Origin of the sequence: Kribbella antiqua, from assembly GCF_004345665.1 — a bacterium.
Lineage (GTDB): Bacteria > Actinomycetota > Actinomycetes > Propionibacteriales > Kribbellaceae > Kribbella > Kribbella antiqua.
In genome coordinates, this window is the sequence record NZ_SLWR01000002.1 from 536,599 (window position 1) to 558,350 (window position 21,752).

The 21,752-nt window shown below is 68.0% G+C and carries 19 protein-coding genes; 4 read left to right on the forward strand and 15 right to left on the reverse strand.

What is annotated here, in order from left to right; genetic code table 11:
• Positions 1-18: 18 nt before the first annotated feature.
• The 6 genes from EV646_RS08445 to EV646_RS08470 form a co-directional block, all read right to left on the reverse strand.
• Positions 19-1,029, reverse strand: coding sequence for an ABC transporter ATP-binding protein (locus EV646_RS08445; protein ID WP_132145723.1), 1,011 nt, complete (start codon positions 1,027-1,029; stop codon positions 19-21).
• Entirely contained in the window at positions 1,026-3,005 is a 1,980-nt protein-coding gene (locus EV646_RS08450) for a dipeptide/oligopeptide/nickel ABC transporter permease/ATP-binding protein (RefSeq protein ID WP_132145725.1), read from the reverse strand. Before EV646_RS08450 ends, EV646_RS08445 begins: the two co-directional genes overlap by 4 nt.
• Positions 3,006-3,983, reverse strand: coding sequence for an ABC transporter permease (locus EV646_RS08455; protein WP_132145727.1), 978 nt, complete (start codon positions 3,981-3,983; stop codon positions 3,006-3,008).
• Positions 3,984-4,057: 74 nt separating this feature from the next.
• On the reverse strand, positions 4,058-5,005 hold the full coding sequence (locus EV646_RS08460; protein WP_132145729.1) for an aldo/keto reductase: 948 nt from the start codon (positions 5,003-5,005) through the stop codon (positions 4,058-4,060).
• Between the two features lie 2 nt (positions 5,006-5,007).
• Positions 5,008-6,465, reverse strand: coding sequence for an aldehyde dehydrogenase family protein (locus EV646_RS08465; RefSeq protein WP_132145731.1), 1,458 nt, complete (start codon positions 6,463-6,465; stop codon positions 5,008-5,010).
• An 11-nt stretch (positions 6,466-6,476) separates the two neighbouring features.
• Entirely contained in the window at positions 6,477-7,415 is a 939-nt protein-coding gene (locus EV646_RS08470; RefSeq protein WP_132145733.1) for a sugar phosphate isomerase/epimerase family protein, read from the reverse strand.
• 120 nt (positions 7,416-7,535) lie between these two features.
• Here EV646_RS08470 and EV646_RS08475 point away from each other — a divergent pair, with 120 nt between their 5' ends.
• Positions 7,536-8,702 carry an ROK family transcriptional regulator gene (locus EV646_RS08475; RefSeq protein WP_132145735.1) on the forward strand — a complete coding sequence of 389 codons (1,167 nt, stop codon included), beginning with the start codon at positions 7,536-7,538 and terminating at the stop codon, positions 8,700-8,702.
• A gap of 3 nt (positions 8,703-8,705) precedes the next feature.
• Here EV646_RS08475 and EV646_RS08480 read toward each other — a convergent pair whose 3' ends face one another.
• From EV646_RS08480 to EV646_RS08490, 3 genes are read right to left on the reverse strand one after another with little or no spacing between them, the layout of a single operon-like run.
• Positions 8,706-10,571, reverse strand: coding sequence for a primary-amine oxidase (locus EV646_RS08480; RefSeq protein ID WP_132145737.1), 1,866 nt, complete (start codon positions 10,569-10,571; stop codon positions 8,706-8,708).
• Positions 10,549-11,580 carry an SIS domain-containing protein gene (locus EV646_RS08485; protein WP_132145739.1) on the reverse strand — a complete coding sequence of 344 codons (1,032 nt, stop codon included), beginning with the start codon at positions 11,578-11,580 and terminating at the stop codon, positions 10,549-10,551. Before EV646_RS08485 ends, EV646_RS08480 begins: the two co-directional genes overlap by 23 nt.
• A gap of 10 nt (positions 11,581-11,590) precedes the next feature.
• Complete coding sequence (locus EV646_RS08490; protein ID WP_132145741.1) at positions 11,591-12,499, reverse strand: N-acetylglucosamine kinase; 909 nt, start codon at positions 12,497-12,499, stop codon at positions 11,591-11,593.
• Between the two features lie 229 nt (positions 12,500-12,728).
• On the opposite strand from EV646_RS08490, the gene EV646_RS08495 reads away from it, so the two are divergent.
• Positions 12,729-14,087 carry an FAD-binding oxidoreductase gene (locus tag EV646_RS08495; protein ID WP_241995575.1) on the forward strand — a complete coding sequence of 453 codons (1,359 nt, stop codon included), beginning with the start codon at positions 12,729-12,731 and terminating at the stop codon, positions 14,085-14,087.
• On the opposite strand, the gene EV646_RS08500 is transcribed toward EV646_RS08495, so the two are convergent.
• Entirely contained in the window at positions 14,084-14,455 is a 372-nt protein-coding gene (locus tag EV646_RS08500; RefSeq protein ID WP_132145743.1) for a DUF5997 family protein, read from the reverse strand. The genes EV646_RS08495 and EV646_RS08500 overlap by 4 nt on opposite strands.
• A gap of 45 nt (positions 14,456-14,500) precedes the next feature.
• On the opposite strand from EV646_RS08500, the gene EV646_RS08505 reads away from it, so the two are divergent.
• Together EV646_RS08505 and EV646_RS08510 are read left to right on the forward strand one after the other, a co-directional pair.
• Entirely contained in the window at positions 14,501-15,163 is a 663-nt protein-coding gene (locus EV646_RS08505; protein ID WP_241995577.1) for a LysR substrate-binding domain-containing protein, read from the forward strand.
• Between the two features lie 10 nt (positions 15,164-15,173).
• Complete coding sequence (locus tag EV646_RS08510; protein WP_132145745.1) at positions 15,174-15,617, forward strand: RpiB/LacA/LacB family sugar-phosphate isomerase; 444 nt, start codon at positions 15,174-15,176, stop codon at positions 15,615-15,617.
• Here EV646_RS08510 and EV646_RS08515 read toward each other — a convergent pair.
• The 5 genes from EV646_RS08515 to EV646_RS08535 are packed head-to-tail and all read right to left on the reverse strand — an operon-like array spanning position 15,595 to position 21,695.
• Positions 15,595-17,517, reverse strand: a complete 1,923-nt coding sequence (locus EV646_RS08515; RefSeq protein WP_241995579.1) for a GMC oxidoreductase — start codon at positions 17,515-17,517, stop codon at positions 15,595-15,597. The genes EV646_RS08510 and EV646_RS08515 overlap by 23 nt on opposite strands.
• Positions 17,507-19,129, reverse strand: a complete 1,623-nt coding sequence (locus tag EV646_RS08520) for an AMP-binding protein (protein WP_132145747.1) — start codon at positions 19,127-19,129, stop codon at positions 17,507-17,509. Before EV646_RS08520 ends, EV646_RS08515 begins: the two co-directional genes overlap by 11 nt.
• Before the next feature lie 18 nt (positions 19,130-19,147).
• Positions 19,148-19,750, reverse strand: a complete 603-nt coding sequence (locus EV646_RS08525; protein WP_241995580.1) for a maleylpyruvate isomerase family mycothiol-dependent enzyme — start codon at positions 19,748-19,750, stop codon at positions 19,148-19,150.
• Complete coding sequence (locus EV646_RS08530) at positions 19,750-20,559, reverse strand: fumarylacetoacetate hydrolase family protein (protein WP_132145749.1); 810 nt, start codon at positions 20,557-20,559, stop codon at positions 19,750-19,752. Before EV646_RS08530 ends, EV646_RS08525 begins: the two co-directional genes overlap by 1 nt.
• Positions 20,556-21,695 carry a cupin domain-containing protein gene (locus EV646_RS08535; RefSeq protein ID WP_132145751.1) on the reverse strand — a complete coding sequence of 380 codons (1,140 nt, stop codon included), beginning with the start codon at positions 21,693-21,695 and terminating at the stop codon, positions 20,556-20,558. Before EV646_RS08535 ends, EV646_RS08530 begins: the two co-directional genes overlap by 4 nt.
• Positions 21,696-21,752 lie beyond the last annotated feature (57 nt).

The following is a 21,752-nucleotide window of genomic DNA, read 5'->3' on the forward strand; positions in this document are numbered from 1 at the left end:
ACTCCTTGCCTGGGTGGTTCAGCGTGCAGGGACGGGCTCGGTGCTTGCGCTGTACAGCCAGCACTTCGTCCAGTGGCCGGGACGCAGCTCGGTTGTGCCGGGCGCCTCGGTGCGGCAGATGTCCATCGCGTGTGGACAGCGGGGATGGAATCGGCAGCCGGCGGGAGGATCGACCAGACTCGGCGGCTCCCCGGCGTCGAGCAGATCCGGACCGGTGCCGGCCCGGTCCGGATCGGGTGCGGACTCGAGCAGCAGCCGCGTGTAGGGATGCGCGGGTTGCTGGACGAGTTCCTCCGACGGTCCGCCCTCGATGACCCGGCCGGCGTACATGACCAGCGTCGTACTGGCGAAATAGCGGGCGGAGGCGATGTCGTGCGTGATGTAGAGCATCGCCAGGTCGAGGGACTTGACCAGCCCGGCGAGCAGGTTGAGGATGCCGAGCCGAATCGACACGTCGAGCATCGAGACCGGCTCGTCGGCCAGCAGCACCTTGGGTTTGGCCGCGAGTGCGCGGGCGATGGCGATCCGCTGCAGCTGACCGCCGGACAGCTCGTGCGGGAACTTCGTCAGGAACTGTTCGGCCGGCGTGAGGTTCACCTGTTCGAGCAGCTCGACGAGGGCGGCCCGGGTCGTCGGGTAACCGTGCACCTTGAGCGGTCGCCGGAGGTGGTAGGCGATGGTGTGAATCGGGTTGAGCGATCCGAACGGGTCCTGGAACACCAACTGAACGCGGCGCACGTGCTCCCGGAAATGCCGGCCGCGAGTTCCCCGCGCGGTCGCGCCGTCGATCTCGATGGTTCCGCTCGTGACCGGGTAGAGGCCGGCCAGCAATCGCGCGATCGTGGACTTGCCGGACCCCGACTCCCCCACCAAGGCGGTGACCTCGCCGGACCGCAGCGTCAGCGTGACGTCGTCGACGGCGTGCACAACCTCCGCGCGGCCGCGCAGCCGCCGGCGGAGCCGATGCACCGGAAAATGCTTGATCAGATCCCGCGCCTCCAGCACCGGCTGATCGGACTGGGTCGTCATCGTCCCTCCCCGTCCTGGTAGAGCAGGCACGCGACCTGGTGATCGGGTGCCTCGGTCGGCAAGTTCGTGGCCGAGAGCAACGGTATGGTCGTCGTACAGGCGGCCATGGCCTGTGTGCAGCGGGGCTGGAAGGCGCAGCCGGCGGATCGGAGGCGGAGGTCCGGCGGTGCGCCGGGGATACCGGTCAGCACGCGGCGTGGTCCATGCAGCAGCGGGAACGAATGCAGCAGGCCATCGCTGTAGGGGTGACGCGGCGCTTCGTACAGCTGCTTCGCCGTACTCGTCTCGATGATGCGGCCGGCGTACATGACGGCGATCCGGTCGGCCACCTCGATCAGCAGCGACAGATCGTGCGTGATGAAGACGACCGCGAACCCGAGCTGCTCCCGCAGGTTCATGATCTTCGTCAGAATCTGGCGTTGTACGACGACGTCCAGCGCCGTCGTCGGCTCGTCCAGCACCAGGATGTCGGGCTCCAGCACCAGCGCCATCGCGATCAGCGCGCGTTGCCGCATCCCGCCGGACAACTCGTGCGGGTAGGCATCGGCGCGGTCCGTCGGCAGGCCGACCATCGTCATGACCTCGGCGATCCGCTTCTGCCGTTGGCCGGGCGTCATCCCCGGCCCGTGGTCGATCAGCGCGTCGCCCAGTTGCTCTCGCAGTCTCAGCACCGGGTTCAGCGAGTTCATGGCGCTCTGGAACACGATCGCCAGCTGCGCCCACCGGAAGGCCCGCAATTCGGCGTCGGACATCTTCAGGACATCGACCGGCCCCGCGCTCGTGGGCCAGTAGCGGATCTCGCCAGCCACGACCTGCCCCGGCGGACGCAGCAGCCGGGTGATCGCGTAGGCCAACGTGGACTTGCCCGAACCCGACTCACCGGCGACGCCGAGCACTTCACCGCGCCGCAACACCAGATCGACGCCGTCGACAGCGTGCACCGCGTTCGGGCCGTCGCCGTAGTCCACCCGCAAGCCGGTCACCTCGAGCAGTACGTCGCCCGCCGCTCCAGCGTCCTGCACGACCTGCTTCGGAGCCGTACGCCGTACCCGCCGGGACTTCCGCGGGTGGAAACCCCGGACGCGCAGGCGAGGGTTCACGTACTCGTCGATGCCGAAGTTGACGAAGGCGAGCGCCGTACCGATCAGGGCAATGCACAGACCGGGCGGGACGAACCACCACCACGCGCCGGACTGCAATGCCTGGTTGTTCTGCGCCCAGTAAAGGATGCCGCCCCACGACCAGGTGGTGACGTCCGACAGGCCCAGGAACGCCAGCCCGGCCTGGGTAAGGATCGCGAAGACGATGGTGAACAGGAAGCTCGACGCGACGATCGCCATCTCGTTCGGCAGGATCTCGAAAAGGAGGATGCGGGCCGGCCGCTCGCCCGTCGCCCGTGCGGCCTCGATGAAGTCGCGTCGCCGGATCGACAGCGTCTGCGCGCGCAGGATCCGCGCACCCCACGACCACCCGGTCAGGCTGATCACGACAGCCACCGTCAGCGAGCCTCTGGTGGGGAGATACCCGGCCAGTACGACCACCAGCGGCAACGCCGGAATCACCAGGAAAACATTGGCGAGCGCGGACAGCAGCTCATCTGTCAAACCGCCGACGTACCCTGCGGTCAGCCCCACAATGAGCGACAACACGGTCGCCATCACGGCCGCGGTCACCCCAACGAGCAACGACACCCTGGTGCCGACCAGCACTTGAGCGAAGATGTCCTGACCAGTCTGGGTGGTGCCGAACCAGTGTGCACCGGACGGCGGCTGGAGTACGTCGTCCGACAACGCGGACGGATCCGTCCGCCACACCATCGGGCCGAAGGCGCCCGCGACGACGAACACGCCGAGGATGGCCAGCCCGGTGATCGTCTTCGCCGACCGCAATCCCGCAAACCACGAGCGTCTGGCCGCCACCGCCTCCGGTCGAGCGGCCGGCTCCGGCGTCGCGCCGGCCACCGCCTGGACGGCCATCTATGCCTCCACCCGGGTCCGCGGATCCAGCCAGACGTAAACCAGATCGGCCAGGAAGTTCGCCAGCAGCACGACGAAGGTGATGATCAGGAAGATGCCCTGCATCAGCGGGAAGTCCTCGTTGATCACGGCCTGGTACAAGGTGTTGCCGATGCCCGGATAGGAGAAGACGATCTCGGTCAGCACCGCCCCACCCACGACGAAGCCCAGGGACATGGTGAAGGTCGCGACCGACGGCAGGATCGCGTTGCGAGCCGCGTAGTTGAGCATCACCCGGCGCGGCGACAGTCCTTTCGCCTCAGCGAGTACGACGTAGTCGTCCGACATCGTCGTCACCATCATGTTCCGCATCGGGATCAGCCAGCCGGCCACCGAGGCGACCACGATCGTCAGCCCCGGCAGTACAGCGTGCTTGAACGCGCTGGACAGGAACGGCCACGAGAAGTCCACCGACAGCCAGGACGAGTAGCCGCCGGCGAGCGGGAACAAGCGCAGCTCGCCGCTGAGCACGAACAGCACGATCAGCCCGAACCAGAAGTACGGGATCGACGAGAAGAACGTGGTGATCGGCAACAAATGGTCCCACCGGGTGCCGCGCCGCCAGCCGGCCACGATCCCCAGCAGCGTGCCGACGGCGAAGCTGACGACCGTCGAGACACCGACCAGGACGATCGTCCAGAGCAGGCTGTCCAGGATCACCGTCGAGACCGGGGTGGGAAAGAAGGTGAACGACAGCCCGAAGTCGCCCTTGGTCAGATCCACCAGGTAGGTGCGGTACTGCGACCACATGGACTCGTCGTTCAGGCCGAACATCGCCGTCAATGCCTCCGTCGCCCGCGGGTCCAGCCGTCCCCGGAAGCGGGACAGCAGCGCCTGCACCGGGTCGCCGGGCATCAACCGAGGGATCAGGAAGTTCAGCGTGAGCGCCGCCCACGCCGTGACGACGTAGAAGGCGAAGCGCCGTGCCAGATAACGCATCCCGACCCTCCTGACCTCGCTATGTTCGGTAGCTTAACAAACTTCCGATCCGCCCGACAAGACTTCGTATGGCGCTATCGGTGAGTGGAAGTGAGGTCGTCGATCGCCTGCAGTTCGGCCGCCTCGGGCCGCCAGCGGGCCGCCTGTACGTTCGCCCGCAGCTGGCCCGGGGTTTTCACGCCGGCGATGACCGAGCTGACCGTGGGCTGGGCGGCCAGCCATCCGATCGCCACCTCCAGCAAGGTCCGGCCGTTCGCCTCGCACCACTTGGTCAGCCTGTCCACCCGATCGAGACGCTCCTCGGTGACGAGGTGACTGCGATCCGCGATCCGAGTGCCATCGGGCAACGGCGTACCGCGTCGTACCTTGCCGGTCAGCATCCCTTCGGCGAGCGGGTAGTACGGCAGCACGCCGACGCCGTAGTGCTCGGCCGCGGGAACGACTTCGGCTTCTGTCTCGCGGGCGAGCAGCGACCAGTTGTTCTGCGCCGAGACGAACGGGGTCAGCCCGTTCTCGCGCGCGACATGGTTGGCCTCCGCCAGCCGCCAGCCCGCGAAGTTCGAGTGGCCGAGGTAGCGAATCTTGCCCTCAGCAACGAGCTCGTTGAGAGCGGCCAGCGTTTCCAGGATCGGCGTCGCCGGATCGGGCATGTGGATCTGGTAAAGATCGATGTAGTCCGTGCGCAGGCGGCGCAATGACGCCTCGACCGCGCGCCGGATGTACGCACGGCCGCCCTTGGCACCGGCGGCCGGCCCGAACCCCAGGTCGACACCCGGGTGCCCGAACTTCGTCGCAATCACGACCTGGTCGCGCCGGCCGGCCAGCACCTCTCCCAGCACGCGTTCGGAGCCGCCGTCCGGGCCGTAGATGTCCGCGGTGTCGAAGAGTGTGACGCCGAGTTCGATCGCGGTGTCCACCACAGCCCGGCTGGCGGCGACGTCCATCCTGCCGCCGAAGTCGAGGCACCCGACGCCGACCACCGAGACGAGCTGACCGGATCGCCCGAGCGCCCGATAGTCCATGATCAGTAGGGGTAGTGCGCTGGACCGGCAGCGACTGTCATCCAGCGGCGTTCGGTGAACTCGTCTAGGTTGGAGTCCCCGCCCGCGCGTCCGCCGAGGCCCGACTGCCCGATTCCACCGAACGGCGCCAGCGCTTCGTCCTGAGGCGTCGCGTCGTTGAGATGCACCATGCCGGCGGACAGGCTCCGGGCGATCGCGAGGCCGCGCGCGAGGTCTGCCGTGAGTACGGAATCGACCAGGCCATAGCCGCTGTCGTTCGCCACTTCCAATGCCTCGGCATCGCTGTCGACCGCGAGTACGGGCGCTATCGGTGCGAAGATCTCCTCGGTCCACAACCGCATCTGCCGGGTCACATCGACCACGACGGCCGGCCGGAAGAACGGCTCGGCAGCGGAGCCGGTGGTCACGACGCGAGCTCCCGCGGCGACCGCCTCGTCGAGCATCTCCTGTGCCCTGGCCTGTTGCCTGGGGTTGATCATGGGCCCGATCCCGACCGTCTCGTCGCGTGGGTCTCCCACGGTGATCGCGTCGGCGCGGGCGGCGAGCCTGGCGACGTACGCGTCGGCTATCTCCCGCTGCACGATGTGCCGGCCAGCGGTGATGCACGTCTGTCCCTGGTAGTGGAAGCTCGACCAGGCCCCGATCATCGTGGCCTGCTCGAGGTCGGCGTCGTCCAGGACGATCAGCGCGTTGTTGCCGCCGAGTTCGAGCGACACCTTCTTCAGCAGCCCGCCGGCGACCGCGGCGATCTCCCGTCCGACCTTGGTCGATCCGGTGAAGTGGATCATCGGGACCGCAGGGTGCTCGACCAGCCGCCGGCCGACCTTCTCCTCCCCCGGCACCACCTGGAAGATCCCGGCCGGGGCTCCCGCGGCGGTGAAGAGTTCCGCGATCGCGAGCCCGCCGCTGATCGGCGTCTCGGGCGATGGTTTTAGTACGACGGCATTACCCAGCGCCAAGGCCGGGGCGATCACTCGCATGCCCAGCACCAGCGGGAAGTTCCACGGCGTCATGACGCCGACCACTCCGACCGGGACGCGATCCGACACCGAGAATCTGCCGGCATGGTTGGACGGAAGCACCTCGCCCACCGGCCGCGACGCCAGGCCGGCGGCTTCGTGCAACTCACTCGTGGCGGCGCCGATCTCGTAGTCCGCCTTCCCGCCGATACAGCCCGTCTCACGGATGAGCAGTTCGCGGAAGAACGGCGCGCGATCAGCCAGCACGGCAGCCACTTGCCGCAGCACGGCCGCGCGTTCGGCGTACGTCCGCTGGGCCCAATCCCGCTGAGCAGCTGCAGCCGATTCGACCGCTTCGTCGACATCGGCCAGATCCGCCAGGCCGGCAGTGTCGAACACCTGATTCGTCGCTTTGTCCCGTACGTCGATGGTCAGGTCGCCGGCCGGCCTGCGGAACTGCCCATCGACGAACAAACTCCTGTGCCACAGCTCGTTCTGCATGGTCTCTCCGGTTAGTTGCTGGGCGCGATGGATCGGATCAGCGCCGCCGCCTTGGCGATACCGTCCGCGTCGTCGTACAGCGGATCGCCCTGCTCGATGCACAGATCCGCGCTGTAGCCGATCTCCACCACGCTGCTGACGAAGTCCTTCCAGAACTCGGCTCCGTGGCCGAAGCCCAAGGTGCGGTGCACCCAGGGACGCTCCGTCCAGTCCGCGCCGGGCACCGGGCTCAGCACCCCCACCTCGGCAAGCCGGTGAGTCCTGAGCTGACTGTCGTTCATGTGCACGCGATGAACGGCCGGGCCGAGATACCGCACCGCGCCCGGTACGTCGATCTGCTGCCAGAACAGGTGGCTCGGATCCACCAGCGCGCCGACGACCGGGCCGATCGCGTCGCGGAGCCGGAGCAGCGTGCTCGGGTTGAAGACGACACTGCCCGGATACAACTCCAGCGCGACCTGTACGTCGTGGTCGGCGCAGAAGGCCCCGGCTCGCTCCCAGTACGGCAGGACGCGTTCGGACCACTGCCAGTCGAGGATCTTCGCGAAGTCGTCGAGCGCCAAGATGGAGATCCAGTTCGGGAACCGGGCCTGCTCGGAGTCGCCAGGGCAGCCGGCGAACTCGGTGACCGTGGGTACGCCGAGCAGAGCCGCGAGCTCGACCGTCTTAGTGAACAGGTTCTGCTGGCGAAGCGCCCGGCCGGCATCGGGATGGAGTGGGTTGCCGTAGCAGCCGAAGGCAGTGATCTCGAGACCGGCCGCCTCGACGCGGTTCAGCAGCTCCTTGCGTTGCCGTCCGTCGGCCAGTAGATCGTCCAGCCGGTATTCGAAGGCGACGTACTCGCCGAAGGTGCCGACTTCCAGGCACTGCACGTTGTGCTGGGCCAGGAAGCTCAGCGCGTCGTCGAGCGCCCAGCCGCGGAGACAGTCCAGGAACACACCGGTCCTCATGGCGACCCTCCCTCTAGTGTTCGGTAGCTTAACAAACTCAACCAGTCGCAGCAACTGCCTCAGGTTGCGTTAACATGAACCGTCACTGCGTGACGAAACGTGCGATGTCAGGAGCCTGCCGTGAACCCAGAGCCGACGCCCCCGAGCCGACTGGACCTGCCGGACAGCTCCCGCGGTGTACTCCGGCGACTCGCGACCCACGGGCCGGCGACCCGGCCTCAGCTGGCCAAGATCCTGGGCCTGTCGCGGCCGACGATGTCGGCGGTGATGCCTGAGTTGATGAGGCTGAATCTGGTCGGCAGCAGTGGCTCGTCGCGCGGTGCCACCGGTCGCAGCGCCGCGCTCTACTCGCTCGCGCCCGGCGCCGGCCATGTTCTGGGAGTGGAGGTCGGCGCGACCCGCGCGAGGGTGGTCGCGCACTCGCTGGACGGAGAGCAGATCGCCGCTCGTGAGGAGCGCGTCTCGGCGCGCCGGCGCAACGTCACCGAAGCGGCGGTCGCCACCACGACCGAGCTCTGCGAGAAGCTGCTCGCCGAGGTTGGCGACGGCCATGGACCGTTGCGCGACGTCGTGGTCGCCGCACCGACCAAGCCATCCTCGAAGCCGTCGACCGCCAACACCAGCGGTCTGCAACCCGATGGCGTGGAGCAGCTTGCCGCCGCTCTCCCCGTCCCGGCCGACGTACCGGTCATCGTGGAGAACAACGTCAACTGCGCCGCCATCGCCGAGCACCGGCTCGGCGCCGCGCAGAACCAGGACACCTTCGTGTATCTCCAGGTGGGCGTGAAGATCGGCCTCGGCATCGTGGTCGACGGGAAGCTGATGCACGGCGCGCATGGCGCCTCCGGCGAGGTGGCGATGATGCCGTTCCCCTGGTCGCCGGACGAGCAGCCGGCCCGCGCCGGTCTCGAGGAGTATCTCGGTTCCGAGGCGCTGATGGCCCGGTGCGCGGACGCCTGGACGGACAGCAGCGGTCCGGTGCCGAAGGATCCGGAGGCTCTGTTCGAAGCCGCGGCCCGCGGGCATTCGACCGCGCGCCGGCTTGTCGATCAACACGCCACCGACATCGGCCGCCTGGCGGTCGGTGTGATGAGTGTTCTCGACCCCGGGCTCGTCGTGCTCGGCGGCGGCGTGGGGCAGAACCAGCTCCTTCTTCCCGGGGTACGACGGGCGACGACGTCGCTCGCGTGGGACACCGAGATCACCGTGGGCGCGCTGGGCGAACACGCGACCGTGCTCGGGGCCGTTCATCTCGCCATCACCCGCGCCCTCGACCGCCTCACCTGACCGTCAGCCGGCGTGGTGGCAGTGTGCCGGCGCCGGGACGTCGAGGGTCGGGTTGCGGTCGAAGAAGCCGGCTGGCTTGAGCGTGAAGCCACACCGTTCGACGGGCATCACCGGCCAGTCCTCCGGCCGCGGGAAATGCGTCGGCCCGAAGGTGTGCCAGACCACGATGTCCGTGCCATCGACGTCCTCGGCGGCCTCGACGTACCGCGGAAGCCCGTCGCCACCGGGATGCTGGTTGACGAAATCACCCGCTGGGTAGCGTTCCGCCGCGTCGTACTGAGTGACCCAAAGGTGGCGGGTGGCGAATCCGGCGCGTTGGAACAGCGTCGAACCTTCGGCGGCGAGTAGCAGTGGCGCGGGCTGGGGATGCAGCACGTACGCGACCGGCTGACCGAGCCTGTTGCTCTGCTGGGGATTGAGGATCCGCCACACCCGGCCGCGGTCTGCGTCGGCCAGCCGGCCGTCCTCAGTTGTCAGCCGGGTGCTCGTCCGGATCAGCGCGTTGCCGTAGGGGTTGCCGGGGCCGATCGGCTGACCGTGGAGGTCAACCTCCTCGACCGCGTTCGTCAGCCCATCGACCATCATGTCCAGCCGCGCGCTGAACAGGTGCTGATGAGCTGGCGCGCCGAGGCCCGGAGCGACCTCGGTGGCGTACGGATAGTCCTTCCCCGGGTAGCTGGAGGTCCAGATGACGCCGGTGAGCTTGACCTCGAACTCGATGGTTCCGTCGAGGTAGAGGTACCAGTAGTAGCCGTAGTCGTAGTTGCCGACGGTGGTGAAGAAGGAGATGACCAGCCGGCGCTGGCGGCGGGTCTGGGACGAACCGTTGAAGATGTCGGTGTGCTTCCAGAGGATGCCGAAGTCTTCCTCGTGAAGGCAGATGGCGTTCCGGATTGTTCGCGGCCGGCCGTGATCGTCGGCGACGACGGCGTCCAGATAGGCGATCTCCCCTAGGCAGTCGCAGCCCAGTTCGAGTGAGTTGGCGAACTTCCCGATCAGGTATTCGCCGTTGTCGAAGTAGGTCTGGAAGTAGCGGGCCGGGCCGGGATCGCCGTACGGGACGACCATCTCGGGGATCGAGGCGCGGTAGATCACCGGTCGGCCGTCGACGCTGATTTGGTGCAGCGACAGACCTTCGCGGGCGTCGAAACCGATCCGCAGCGACCAGTTCTGCCACTCCAGCAGGTGCCCGTCCAGGCGGAAGCTCGGCCCGTCCGGCTGGGTGATCTCGATCGGCCGCAGGCCGGTCCGCTCCGGCCCTTGGTAGACCCCGGACTCAGGCGGAACAGGCAGGTCGGCTTCGTCGATCAGCTGGTACACGCGCCCTTCGATCAGATCGACGTACGCCGCCAATCCGTCGATCGGATGCGCCCACGCGAGATCCGTCGCGGATTCCTGGACAAAGGCGAGCACCCGGACGATCCGCCGGCCCTCCTCGCCCGGGTGGCCGTACCAGCCGGCGGTGAGCGGGCAGACCCGAACCGTGGCCAGGTCGGTGATCCCGCGACGCACGACCGCCTGCTGCCACTGTGGATCCGAGCGGACGATCTCGTCGACCCGGGCGAAGTCTTCGTCGAGGATCGGGACCTGCCCGTCGGCTTTCGGATCCAGCGCTCGATGACGGATCAAGTCGCCCCGGCTGACCGAGACCACCACGTCGGCGAGCTCTCCGGTCGCCACGTCGATCAGGAACGCCCGTACCCTCCGGTCGACCACGTCGTCCTCGAGCACGTCCTGTTTCGGCGGCTCGTCCAGGCCCATGTAGGCGAAGCGGGTGCTGGGGCTCAGCAGACCCGCCTTCTCGAGTACGTCGCGCGCGGCCAGGAACTCGTCGGCCGAGACCGGGTCAAGCGGGTGACTGCTCGCCATTGCTGCTCCTCGGTTGTGCGAGTGCGGGCACCTTGGTGTCGTCCTGGTGGTGGAGGAAGCTATCGATCGCCAGCCCACGGGCCCGCGCGACCTCTCCGGCCAGCAGCTGGGCCGGCAGGATCTCCAGCACCGCGCGGGACATGATTGGGGCCTGAGGCAACGGCATCACGACGAGGCCCTGCTCCGCGTCGACTGGTGCCGACGTCGCGAGTACGGTCGGGATGCCGGCTCGGGCCAGATACTGCGCGAGGGACACCTCGCGACCGTCGCCGATCAGTAGGCAGGCGTTCGCGGGGGTCAGCGGTTCCATCGGGCCGTGGAGGTATTGGTAGGTCTCGTACGTCGCCGTACAGATGCGGGTCGACTCGCGCAGCAGCAGGGCCGCCTCGGCCGCCGTGGCATACGAACCGCCGGCGCCGACCACATCGATCGAAGTGGCGCGGCTGAAGACAGCCGCCGCCTCTGCAGCCTTCGGAGCCAGGACGTCCAGCGTCATCGAGACCAGGTCAGGCAGACCAGTCCAGTCGTCACCTTGGTTGCTCAAGGCATCGGCCAGCAGGCCGCATGCCTGCAGCGTGGTGGTGTACCCGACGGTGTAGACCCGACTGTCCTCCCCCGCGGCCAGGTCCACGACCGCATCCACATGCGTCGACAGGGGTCCGTCCGGCACGTTCGTCAGTCCCAGCCGGACGCCCACCGGCGCGAGATCCGCGGCCTCGATCGTCTCCCGGCTGCGGCCGCCCTCCGAGATGAAGAGGTAGCAATCGGCTGGTCCGTACGGCGCGAGTGCGACGACATCCGACGCGGTCAGGTTCACCGCGCGACGCCCGGCCCGGCCCAGCCGGAAGACCATGGCGTGGCCGGCGTGCGTACTCGCTCCCATCGACACAATGCCGAACGTTCCGTGCCGCCACGCGTCCAGGTCGAGCTCGCGGAGGCGCGCCCGTACGGCGGCGGCCGAACGCTCCAACGCGACGGGCTGACTGGCGACCGCGCGGTAGTAGTCCATAGAGATCCCTTCAGGAATGAGTCGTGTCGTCCGCCAAGGCGAGAGCGCCGAAGACCGGAGCTCGATCGAGGACGTGGACGGCCACGTCCGGATGCCGCCCGCTGAGGGCTTTCAGGAAGGTCTCGTACAGCCGGCGCTGTCCGAGCAGCACGCTGCCGCCCACGACGACTTGACCGGCCGCCACACCGCGGCCGATCAATCGATCGACGAGCTCTGCCAACTGCCGGCCTGCCTCCCGTATCACGAGTCCGGCGAGTGCCGAGCCTTCGTCGGCGGCCTGGAAGATCTCAATCGATCGTTCGCCGAGCCAGGCCGGGGACGTCGAGTCGGTGACAGCCATGGCCAGTTGCGCGCCGTCCGCGACGCCGAAGGAGGCGAGCAGTCGCCGGCTGAGCGGATCGATCGGCTCGCCGCGATCCAGTTGACCGAGTACCGCGCGGGTCGCTTCCCGGACGAGTCCGGCGGACCCACCTTCGTCGCCGAGCACCCAGCCCCAGCCGCCGGCCGTGACGAGTTGGCCGTTGACCCGCGCGACCGCGATCGAACCGGTACCCGCGATCAGGCCGATGCCGTCCCGTCGCGACGCCGCCGGAACCAGCAACTCCGCGTCATTGACCACGAGGACGTCGCCGGTGAAGTAACCGCGCAACGCCGCTGAGAACGCATCGCACTGCTCAGTGCTGTCACAGCCGTGTGCCCCGACCACCAACGGAAGTTTCAGTGCCTCGTCGCCCAGCCAGTCGCGGATCAGGCGATGCAGAGCGACGGCGTTGTGGTCCAGCGAGTGGGTCCGCCAAGACGGCGTACTGACGGTCCATTCCTTGACGACGGTGCCGCCGAGCCCCAGCGCCAGATGGGTCTTGGTCCCTCCGACGTCGATCCCGATGACCTCCCGCGGCCGGGACGAGGCAGCTTCCATCGTTCGATCACCGAACTCTCGCTTGGTTCAGATCCCGCCCCGACCCCTCCGGCGGCAGCGCACTGTGTCTCTAAGTTCGGTAGCTTAACAAACCTCGCGCAACCCCACAACACTCAGACCGCGTCCACATGTGGCCAGTGGCAAGTAGCGGCCGGGGGTATTCGGTGGCCAAAAGTGACTGGGCGCGGAAGACTGCGTGGTCGGTGGGGAACGACTGAGGGAGGAAATCGTGGCTGAGTTGATCGATCGGCTTCGGGGGCGGGTGGCCGGGCCGGTGCTCGGACCGGACGACGACGGGTTCGCGACCGAGGTCGCCGCCTGGAACCGCGCCGCACAGCACAGCCCTGAGGTGGTCGTCGGGCTGACGTCGGAGGCCGATGCGGTCGAGGTGGTCCGGGCCGCGGCGGACACCGGTACGCCGATCAGAGTGCTCGCCACCGGCCATGGTGCTCCCGTGCCAATCACCGACGGCATTCTGGTCACCACGTCCCGGCTGTCCGAAGTGAGCATCGATCCCGACCGCAAGCTCGCGAATATCGGGGCGGGGTGCCAATGGGCCGAGGTGATCGCGGCCGCGGCCGAGCACGGCCTCGCGCCGATCACCGGTGCGTCCGACGTCGTCGGCTGTATCGGATACACCCTCGGCGGCGGTCTCGGCCCGTTGGCCCGGACCTACGGCTTCTCGTCCGACTGGGCGCGCGGCTTCCGGATCGTCACCGCGGCCGGCGAGGCTATCACGGCGAGCGCCGAGGAGAACCCGGATCTCTTCTGGGCCCTCCGCGGCGGCAAGGGCGGTTTCGGCATCGTCACCTCGATGGACTTCGAGCTCGTCGAGCTCACCACCCTGTACGGCGGCTCAGTCTTCTTCGACACCGAGTACGTCGCACCGGCCCTAAGTGCCTGGGCCGAGTGGACCAAGACGGTCCCGGAGACCGCGACGTCGTCCGTCGCACTGCTGCGGCTGCCGCCGCTGGAGGTCATCCCGGAGCCGCTGCGAGGCAAGACGGTCCTCAACGTCCGCTTCGCGTTCGTCGGCGACCCGGTCGAAGGCGAACGTTTGTTCCAGCCGATCCGCGACGCCGGGCCGGCCATCATCGACGCGGTCCGGGAGATGCCCGCGACCGACATCGCGCTGATCCACAACGACCCCAAGGATCCGACTCCTGCCTGGGACCGTGGCCAGCTGCTCGACGACATCGACGCCGACTTCGTCGCGGCGTTCCTCGACGCGGCCGGCCCCGGCCGGCAGGTGCCGATCGTCGCGATCGAGATCAGGCACCTCGGCGGTGCGACCGCTCGCGACGTACCGGAAGGCAGCGCGGTCGGCGGTCGTGGTGGCGCCTACAGCCTGGTGCTGATCGGCGTACCGGATCCGAGCCTGTTCGAGAAGGTACTGCCGGACACCGTCGACAACGTCCTGGGAAGCCTTCGCCGCTGGATCTCGGCCGAGACGACGGTCAACTTCGCGGGCGCCTTCACCGTGCCGGGCTCGTACGAGGCGTCGTGGCCGGCCGAGACGTTCGCCCGTCTCGCCGAGCTGCGGGCGACGTACGACCCGGACCAGCTCTTCCCGTATGGGCCTGCCTAGTCGTCCTTCTCCTTGAGGCGGGCCGCTTCCTCACGGACCTTGGCCTGGGTGTCCCGCTCGAGCTGCAGCCAGCGCGGGTTCTCAGCCTTGATCGCATCGATCGCATCGGTCGTCAGCGGGTCGGTGATGCCGGCCCGCGCAAGGCCGCTGATCGATACGCCGAGCCGGCTCGCGACGACCTGCCGCGGATGAGGTCCGGTACGGCGGAGCTCACGCAGCCACTCGGGCGGATCCGTCTGCAGCGCGTTGAGCTCGTCGCGGGAAACGACCCCCTCCTGAAACTCCGCCGGAGTGGCCTGAAGGAGCACACCCAGCTTCTTCGCCGCTGTAGCGGCCTTCATCGTCTGGGGACTCTTACGCGACGTCATGACGGCAAGGGTATCGAGGCCGATCACGGCCGGTAACCTGGCCTGGTGACCTTCAAGCTCGGGTACGTCCCTGGGGTGACTCCGGCCAAGTGGGTGCGGATGTGGCAGGAGCGGCTGCCTCGGGTGCCGTTGGAGCTGGTTCAGGTGACTGCGGCCGACGCCGCTGGCGTCGTACGGGAGCAGAAGATCGACGCGGTGCTGCTGCGGTTGCCGATCGATCGGACCGGTTTGCACGCCATTCCGTTGTACGAGGAGACGACGGTGGTGGTGGTGCCGAAGGATCATGTGGTGACGGCTGTCGAAGAGGTGACCGTCGAGGATCTGGCCGATGAGTTGATGTGGCACCCGTTGGACGACGTACTCGATTGGGAGCGTCCGCCGGGGCGGTTGATCGAAGAGCGGCCGGCGACTACGGCGGATGCGATCGCGCTCGTTGCCACAGGCACCGGACTTCTCGTCGTACCGCAGTCGCTGGCACGGCTGCATCACCGCAAGGACCTCACCTACCGGCCGCTGCTGGACGCGCCGCAGTCGACGGTCGCGTTGTCGTGGCCGGAGGACGAGACGACCGAGTTGATGGAGCAGTTCATCGGCATCGTTCGTGGGCGGACGGTCAACAGCACCCGCGGTCCCGCGAAGCCGGCGAAGACCGTGACGAAGAAGCCGGTGAAGAAGACCGCCAAACCGGGCAGGCGCCGGGCGCGTTAGGCTCCGGAGCATGCGGATTTCCGTTTCCTCGGACATGGACGAACCCGTCGCGCGCTCGCTCGTCGCCGAGCTGCAAAGTCGCGGCCACGAGGTCGTCACCCACGGAGCGCTGAGCCCAGGTGACAACCCGCAGTGGGCCGTGTGCTCCGAGGCCGCCGCTCGCGACGTTGCCGCCGGGACGACGGATCAGGCGGTCGTGTGCTGCTGGACCGGTACAGGCGCGTCCATCGCCGCGAACAAGGTGCCGGGCGTACGCGCGGCCTTGTGCACGGACGCGTACACAGCAGAAGGCGCCCGTCGCTGGAACGACGCCAACGTACTGGCGCTCAGCCTGCGACTGACCTCCGAGCCGCTGCTCAAGGAGATCCTCGACGCCTGGTTCACCACCGAGGCCAGTGAAGACGAAGAAGACCGCCAGAACGTGGAGCGCGTCAACCGACCAAGTGGTGACTGATCCGCAGCGCGCTAGCCAGGACGGTCAGCACCGGGTTCACTCCGCCGTTGGTCACATGCACGGATGCGTCGACAATCCGCACGTTGTCGTGGCCCCAGATCCGGCCGTAGGGATCGGTCACCGACCGCGCCGGGTCGTCACCCATCCGGCAGCTCCCCGCCTGATGCTGGCCAACGCTCGCCTGCCGCGTGGTCCCGAGACCGTTGAGAGCAGTCCGCGTGGCACCGGCCTCGACCAGCCACTCCCTCGCCTTTGAACTCATGTACTCCTGCGCGCGGGCGTCCTCGGGATGGATTGACCCGCTGATCACCGCGACCGGATTGCCGAAGCGGTCGACGACACCCGGATCGACCCGCACCCGCGACTCCGCCGACGTCACCTCCTGAATGGGCCCGACCACCCGCATCATCCGGCGAGCCTCCTGCTGCATCGCCTGCTTCCCGGCCACGCCCGCGGCCGGGATCAGTCCCGCCGAGGTCAGATAGTCGTACGTCGCCGCCGGCGTCGGGACGAACTCGTTCGCCAGCATCCCGCCGCCCACGATCCCCTCATTGCCGTGCCGGAAGTCGCACGTCGCGATCGAGACACCAGGACCCACCAGGTCGACCACTTCGTCCTCGAACAGCCCGACCGCTCCGGCGTAGACATGCGCCTGCAGATAGCGGCCGACCTGATCCTGGTTGTTCCCAAGCCCGGCCGGTTCACCGTCGTGCGCGCTGTTCAGCAACAGCCGCGGCGTCTCAGTAGCGCCGGCCGCGATCACAACCTCAGCGCACTGCACAGTACGACGCCAGCCGTCCGCGACCAGCGAAACACCAGTAACCCGACCGGTCGAGTCGGTCACCAACCGCTCGGCGGTCGTCTCGGTGACCAGCGTGCAGAGACCAGTGGCCAGGGCGCCCGGCAACGCGGTGTTGTGGGTCCCGGCCTTGGCCTCGACCGGGCAGGCGAACCCAACGCACTGTGCACAGCGCATGCACCCAGACCGACCCTGGTAGTCCACAGAGTTGATGAGCAGCGGTACGTCGAGAGTGCCCCAGCCGAGGCGCTCAGCCGCCGCAGCCAACCGCTCGGCGGTGGCAGTCCGCGGCAGCGGAGGCATCGGGAGCGAGCGCGGCGGGTGCCACGGGTCCACTCCCCCGCCGCTGACTCCGAAGCGCTGCTCGGCCAGGCTGTAGTACGGCTCCAGGTCGTCGTACGTGATCGGCCAGTCCGCGAGCCCGCTGCCGTCGGGGACGCCGTACGTCGTCGCCATGGTGAAGTCGTGTGGCACGAATCGCCAGGCCTGGGCGCCGTACACGCGCGTACCGCCGCCGACGGTGAAGGCGTTGTTGCCCCAGCCGTTGTCGGGCGGCAGGACTCTGCGAGGTTCGTCGTCGATGATCGCGACTCGCGGGCGGCCGTGTGGATCCGGGTCGGTGGGAGCGGGGAGCCCGGACGACGAGCGGGGGTTCCGCAGGTGGTCGCGGGACAGTGACTCGGTCGTCGGGTAGCTGCCGGTCTCCACGACCAGCACGGAGCGGCCAGACTCCGCGAGTACTTGGGCAGCCGCGCCGCCGCCCGCGCCCGAGCCGATCACGACGCAGTCATAGGTGTCAGCGAGCTCTGAGCGAGGTGTGATGGTCAGCGGGGTCTCAAAAGGCTCGGTACGCCTAGGCTCCCAGCCGACCATGGCCCACCCTCGTGAGCTGGCGTAGAACCCTTGCGCGATCAGGCGGACGAGCCAAGCCCCATCCGGGTCGTGGAGGACAGCGTCAGGCCCCAGCTCCAGCGCCCGCGAAACCCGCGGCCGCCAGTCGGGCCGGTCGACGGTCAGCACCTGTTCAAGGAACGCGCCCGCGTCGAAGTCCTCGCCGGGCACGGCAAACTCGGCAACCCGCGCAAGATTCTCACTCAGCACTCAGGCCGAGCCTCTCGGCGGACTCCTCACGCATCTGCACCTTGCGGATCTTACCGGTGACCGTCATCGGGAACGCGTCCACCAGCAGCACATAGCGCGGGATCTTGAAGTGCGCCAACCGGCCCTGGCAGAACTCCTTCACCGCGGCCGCGTCCAGGGGTTCGGCGCCCGCCTTCAGCTTGATCCAGGCGCACAGCTCCTCGCCGTACTTCGCGTCCGGTACGCCGACCACCTGGACGTCCTCGATGTCGGGATGCGCGTACAGGAACTCCTCGATCTCGCGCGGGTAGATGTTCTCGCCGCCGCGGATCACCATGTCCTTGATCCGGCCGACGATCGTGCAGTAGCCGTCCTCCCGCATCACCGCGAGGTCGCCGGTGTGCATCCAGCCGGCCGCGTCGACGGCCTCGGCGGTCTTCTCCGGCTCCTCCCAGTAGCCGAGCATCACCGAATAACCGCGCGTACAAAACTCACCAGGTTCACCACGCGGTACGACTTCGCCGGTGGCGGGGTCGACGATCTTGATCTGGACATGCGGGTGGACCTGCCCGATGGTCGCCGTACGACGTTCGAGGTCGTCGTCGGCGCGGGTCTGGGTCGACACCGGGGACGTCTCGGTCATGCCGTAGGCGATCGACACCTCGGCCATGTGCATGTCGTCGATACAGCGCTTCATCACCTCGACCGGGCACGGCGAGCCGGCCATGATCCCGGTGCGCAGCGTGGACAGATCGAAGTCGGCGAACCCCGGGGCGTTCTGCATCGCGATGAACATGGTCGGTACGCCGTACACGCCGGTGCATCGCTCGTCCTGCACCGCCTGCAGGGTGCGGACCGGGTCGAAGCCCGGCCCCGGGATCACCATCGTGGCGCCGTGCGTGGTGCAGCCGAGGTTGCCCATGACCATGCCGAAGCAGTGGTAGAAGGGCACAGGGATGCACAGCCGGTCCTGATCCGTGAAGTTGATCGTCTCGGTGACGAAGAATCCGTTGTTGAGGATGTTGCGATGGGACAGCGTCGCGCCCTTCGGAAACCCGGTGGTGCCGGACGTGTACTGGATGTTGATCGGGTCGTACGGCGCCAGCGTCGCCATCCGGTCCCGAACCGCATCGGCGGGCAGGTCCGAGCCTTCGCCGATGAGCTCGTCCCAGTCGGAGGTGCCGATGTAGACGACCCGCTCGAGCGACGGGCAGTCGTCACGTACCTCGTCGACCATCGCGCGGTAGTTGCTGACGTTGAACGACTCCGCGCTGATCAGCATCCGCAGCCCCGACTGGTTCACCGCGTAGGAGAACTCGTGGGTTCGGTACGCCGGGTTGACGTTCACCAGGATCGCCCCGGCCTTGGCGGTCGCGTACTGCGCGATCGTCCACTCCGCGCAGTTCGGCGCCCAGATCCCGACCCGGTCGCCCTTCTTCACGCCTGCACCGATCAGGCCGCGCGCGAGCGCGTTCACGTCCCGGTCGAGTTCGGCGTACGTCCACCGCCGGCCGGTACTGAACTCGACCAGCGCCTCGTTGTCACCGTATGCGGCGACGGTCGCCTCGAAGTTGTCCCCAATGGTCTGCTCGATCAGGGGAGGCTCAGTCTCACCCTTCGCGTAGGACTCCATGTCCTCACAGTAAGCGCCCTACAGCCACGGCGGGAGCGGCTCGGCGTTCAGAACATTGGGACGGCCGGCGAGGTACGCCGCCACTTCGGGTAGCGGACCCTGTACTTCGGGAACACTGCCGCGCTTGGCCCGGATGTCCAGGCACAACTCCTCGAGGAACTCCACCGGCAGGTCGTGGAAGCTCACCCCGGTGCCGAGGTCGACCGCGTGGATCATGACCTCCCTGGTCCGCATCCACGGGATCTCGGTCGCCGGGACTTCCCGGCCCTGAGCCGTGCGGACCTGGTTCTCCCACTGAGCCTCGGTCAGGTCTCCTATCGACTGGGCCAGCTTCTGCGCCGACTCCTCGAACCAGGCGACCACCCGATCTGCGGGCAGTTGTGCGCCCGCCTCGATGTCCGCGTTCCGCTGCTCCGGCGAGGTGTACATCGGCGTTTCCTCGCCCGTCTTGGCCCAGTGCACCAGGTTGCCCAGCGCCTCGGCGTTGGCCGCCAGGTGGGCGACGACGTGCTTCCGGGTCCAGCTCGGCAGCAGCGACGGCTCGTCGAGCTCTCCGATCGCCTTGGCGCACAGCGTCGTACCGTCGGCCATCCAGGCGAGCGAGACTTCCAGGGTTCGCATCAGCCGGCCACCACGCGGTTCTCCAGCCGGCCGATCCCCTCGATCTCCGTCACGACCGTCTCGCCGCCGCGCAGGAACACCGGTGGCTTCCGGGCGTTGCCGACGCCGCCTGGGGTGCCGGTCGCGATCAGGTCGCCCGGGTTCAGCCGGACCATCGTGGAGACGTAGCGGAGCAGCTCGACCGGGTCGAAGAGCAGGTCGCCGGTGGTGTCCTTCTGCATCACCTGGTCGTCGACCAGGCAGCGGATGTCGAGCGCCGGCCGCGGTCCGCCGACCTCGTCCGGGGTGACCAGGTAGGGGCCGACCGGGGTGGTGGAGTCCCAGTTCTTGCCCTGCAGCCATTCGCGGGTCCGGAACTGCCAGTCGCGGCAGGTGATGTCGTTGAGCACCGTGAAGCCCGCGATCGCTTCGATCGCCGCGGCCTCGTCGGCCCGCCGTACTTCCTTGCCGATGACAACGGTCAGCTCGGCCTCCCAGTCGAACTGCTCGGTCTCGGCCGGCCGCACGATGTCGTCGCGCGCACCGATGAGCGTGTCGGCGAACTTGGCGAACAGCGTCGGGTACTCGGGCAGGTCGCGACCCATCTCCTGGATGTGGTTGCGGTAGTTCAGCCCGACGCACACCACCTTGCCCGGTCGCGGCACGAGCGGCGCGAACTCCACCTCGGCGACGGCATATTCCTTGCCATCGGCAACTGGCGCCCCAGCGAGTACGGCGCCCACGTCAGGCACCCCGAGATCGACCAGGACCTCACCCTCGCGCCGTACGGCGGTGGTGCGGTCATCGACCCGAATCGTCGCCAGCTTCACCGGCCGACCTCCTCGACAAGGCTGCGGAACAGGTTCAACTTACTGAAGATCGGCGCGTCACTGAACTGGAACAGGTCGAGCGCACCGGAGTCCGAGTCGGACGCAGACGCCTGCGACGACACCGACAACGGCATCCACGACGGTACGACGAACAGGTCGCCACGCTGCACGGACCAGGAGAAATCACCGACCGTGACCCGTCCGGAACCATCGAACACCTGATACACGGAGGACCCGGTCTCCCGGCGCGGCGCAGTCTCCACACCGCTCTCGATCCGGTGGAACTGCACGCGGATGGTCGGAAGCACGTCACCGGCCGTCGTCGGGTTGGTGTAGCGCACGACCGCATGACCACGTTCGACCGTACTCGGGTAACCCTCGCGCTCCAGCTCCAGCTGATCGGTCAGAGCGGCATCGGTATCCACCCAGCGGTAGCACAGCAGTGGACTGCCCTCGACGGGCTTGAACTGCGAGACCGGCACCAGGCCCGGGTGACCCCACAGCCGCTCCGAGCGGGAACGATCCGGCGTCGCGTGCTCCGCCTCGGACAGGTGTTCGCGACCGAAGTCGAAGAACTGCGACTCGACGTCGTACTGGAACGGGATGTCCAGGCCGTCGATCCACGCCATCGGCTGCTGCGCGGAGTTGTGGTGGGCGTGCCAGTTCATGCCGGCTTGCGGCAGGAAGTCGCCGCGGCGCATCGGGACCGGGTCGCGCTCGACGACCGTCCACACGCCCTCGCCCTCGACCACGAAGCGGAAGGCGTTCTGAGTGTGCCGATGCTCGGGTGCGTTCTCGCCGGGCATCAGGTACTGGATCGCGGCCCACAGCGTCGGCGTCGCGTACGGGCGTCCACCGAGGCTCGGGTTGGCCAGCGCGATGGCCCGTCGTTCGCCGCCGCGGCCGACCGGGACGAGGTCCCCGGAACGCGCGGCCAGTTCGACCAGGTTCTTCCAGTCCCAGAGGTGCGGCTGCGCCTTCGAGGTCGGCTGGTGCGGCATCAGGTCGCCGATCCTGGTCCACAGCGGTACCAGCAGCTCCTTCTCGAAGCCGCGGTACAGATCGTCGAGCTCCGGCGTGGCCGGCGGCTGGTCGGGGCTGTCCTCAGCGGTGAGTTTCACAGGCGAGTCCGTCATAGGAGTACCGTGCGTCGTACGACCCGATTTGGAACAGTAGATTCTGTCTTGCAGAAC

Excerpts from the sequence above, each read along its gene's own strand:
- EV646_RS08445 (WP_132145723.1), bottom strand. The coding sequence starts at position 1,029 with ATGACGACCCAGTCCGATCAGCCGGTGCTGGAGGCGCGGGATCTGATC.
- EV646_RS08450 (WP_132145725.1), bottom strand. The coding sequence starts at position 3,005 with ATGGCCGTCCAGGCGGTGGCCGGCGCGACGCCGGAGCCGGCCGCTCGA.
- EV646_RS08455 (WP_132145727.1), bottom strand. The coding sequence starts at position 3,983 with ATGCGTTATCTGGCACGGCGCTTCGCCTTCTACGTCGTCACGGCGTGG.
- EV646_RS08460 (WP_132145729.1), bottom strand. The coding sequence starts at position 5,005 with ATGGACTATCGGGCGCTCGGGCGATCCGGTCAGCTCGTCTCGGTGGTC.
- EV646_RS08465 (WP_132145731.1), bottom strand. The coding sequence starts at position 6,465 with ATGCAGAACGAGCTGTGGCACAGGAGTTTGTTCGTCGATGGGCAGTTC.
- EV646_RS08470 (WP_132145733.1), bottom strand. The coding sequence starts at position 7,415 with ATGAGGACCGGTGTGTTCCTGGACTGTCTCCGCGGCTGGGCGCTCGAC.
- EV646_RS08480 (WP_132145737.1), bottom strand. The coding sequence starts at position 10,571 with ATGGCGAGCAGTCACCCGCTTGACCCGGTCTCGGCCGACGAGTTCCTG.
- EV646_RS08485 (WP_132145739.1), bottom strand. The coding sequence starts at position 11,580 with ATGGACTACTACCGCGCGGTCGCCAGTCAGCCCGTCGCGTTGGAGCGT.
- EV646_RS08490 (WP_132145741.1), bottom strand. The coding sequence starts at position 12,499 with ATGGAAGCTGCCTCGTCCCGGCCGCGGGAGGTCATCGGGATCGACGTC.
- EV646_RS08500 (WP_132145743.1), bottom strand. The coding sequence starts at position 14,455 with ATGACGTCGCGTAAGAGTCCCCAGACGATGAAGGCCGCTACAGCGGCG.
- EV646_RS08510 (WP_132145745.1), top strand. The coding sequence starts at position 15,174 with ATGCGGATTTCCGTTTCCTCGGACATGGACGAACCCGTCGCGCGCTCG.
- EV646_RS08520 (WP_132145747.1), bottom strand. The coding sequence starts at position 19,129 with ATGGAGTCCTACGCGAAGGGTGAGACTGAGCCTCCCCTGATCGAGCAG.
- EV646_RS08525 (WP_241995580.1), bottom strand. The coding sequence starts at position 19,750 with ATGCGAACCCTGGAAGTCTCGCTCGCCTGGATGGCCGACGGTACGACG.
- EV646_RS08535 (WP_132145751.1), bottom strand. The coding sequence starts at position 21,695 with ATGACGGACTCGCCTGTGAAACTCACCGCTGAGGACAGCCCCGACCAG.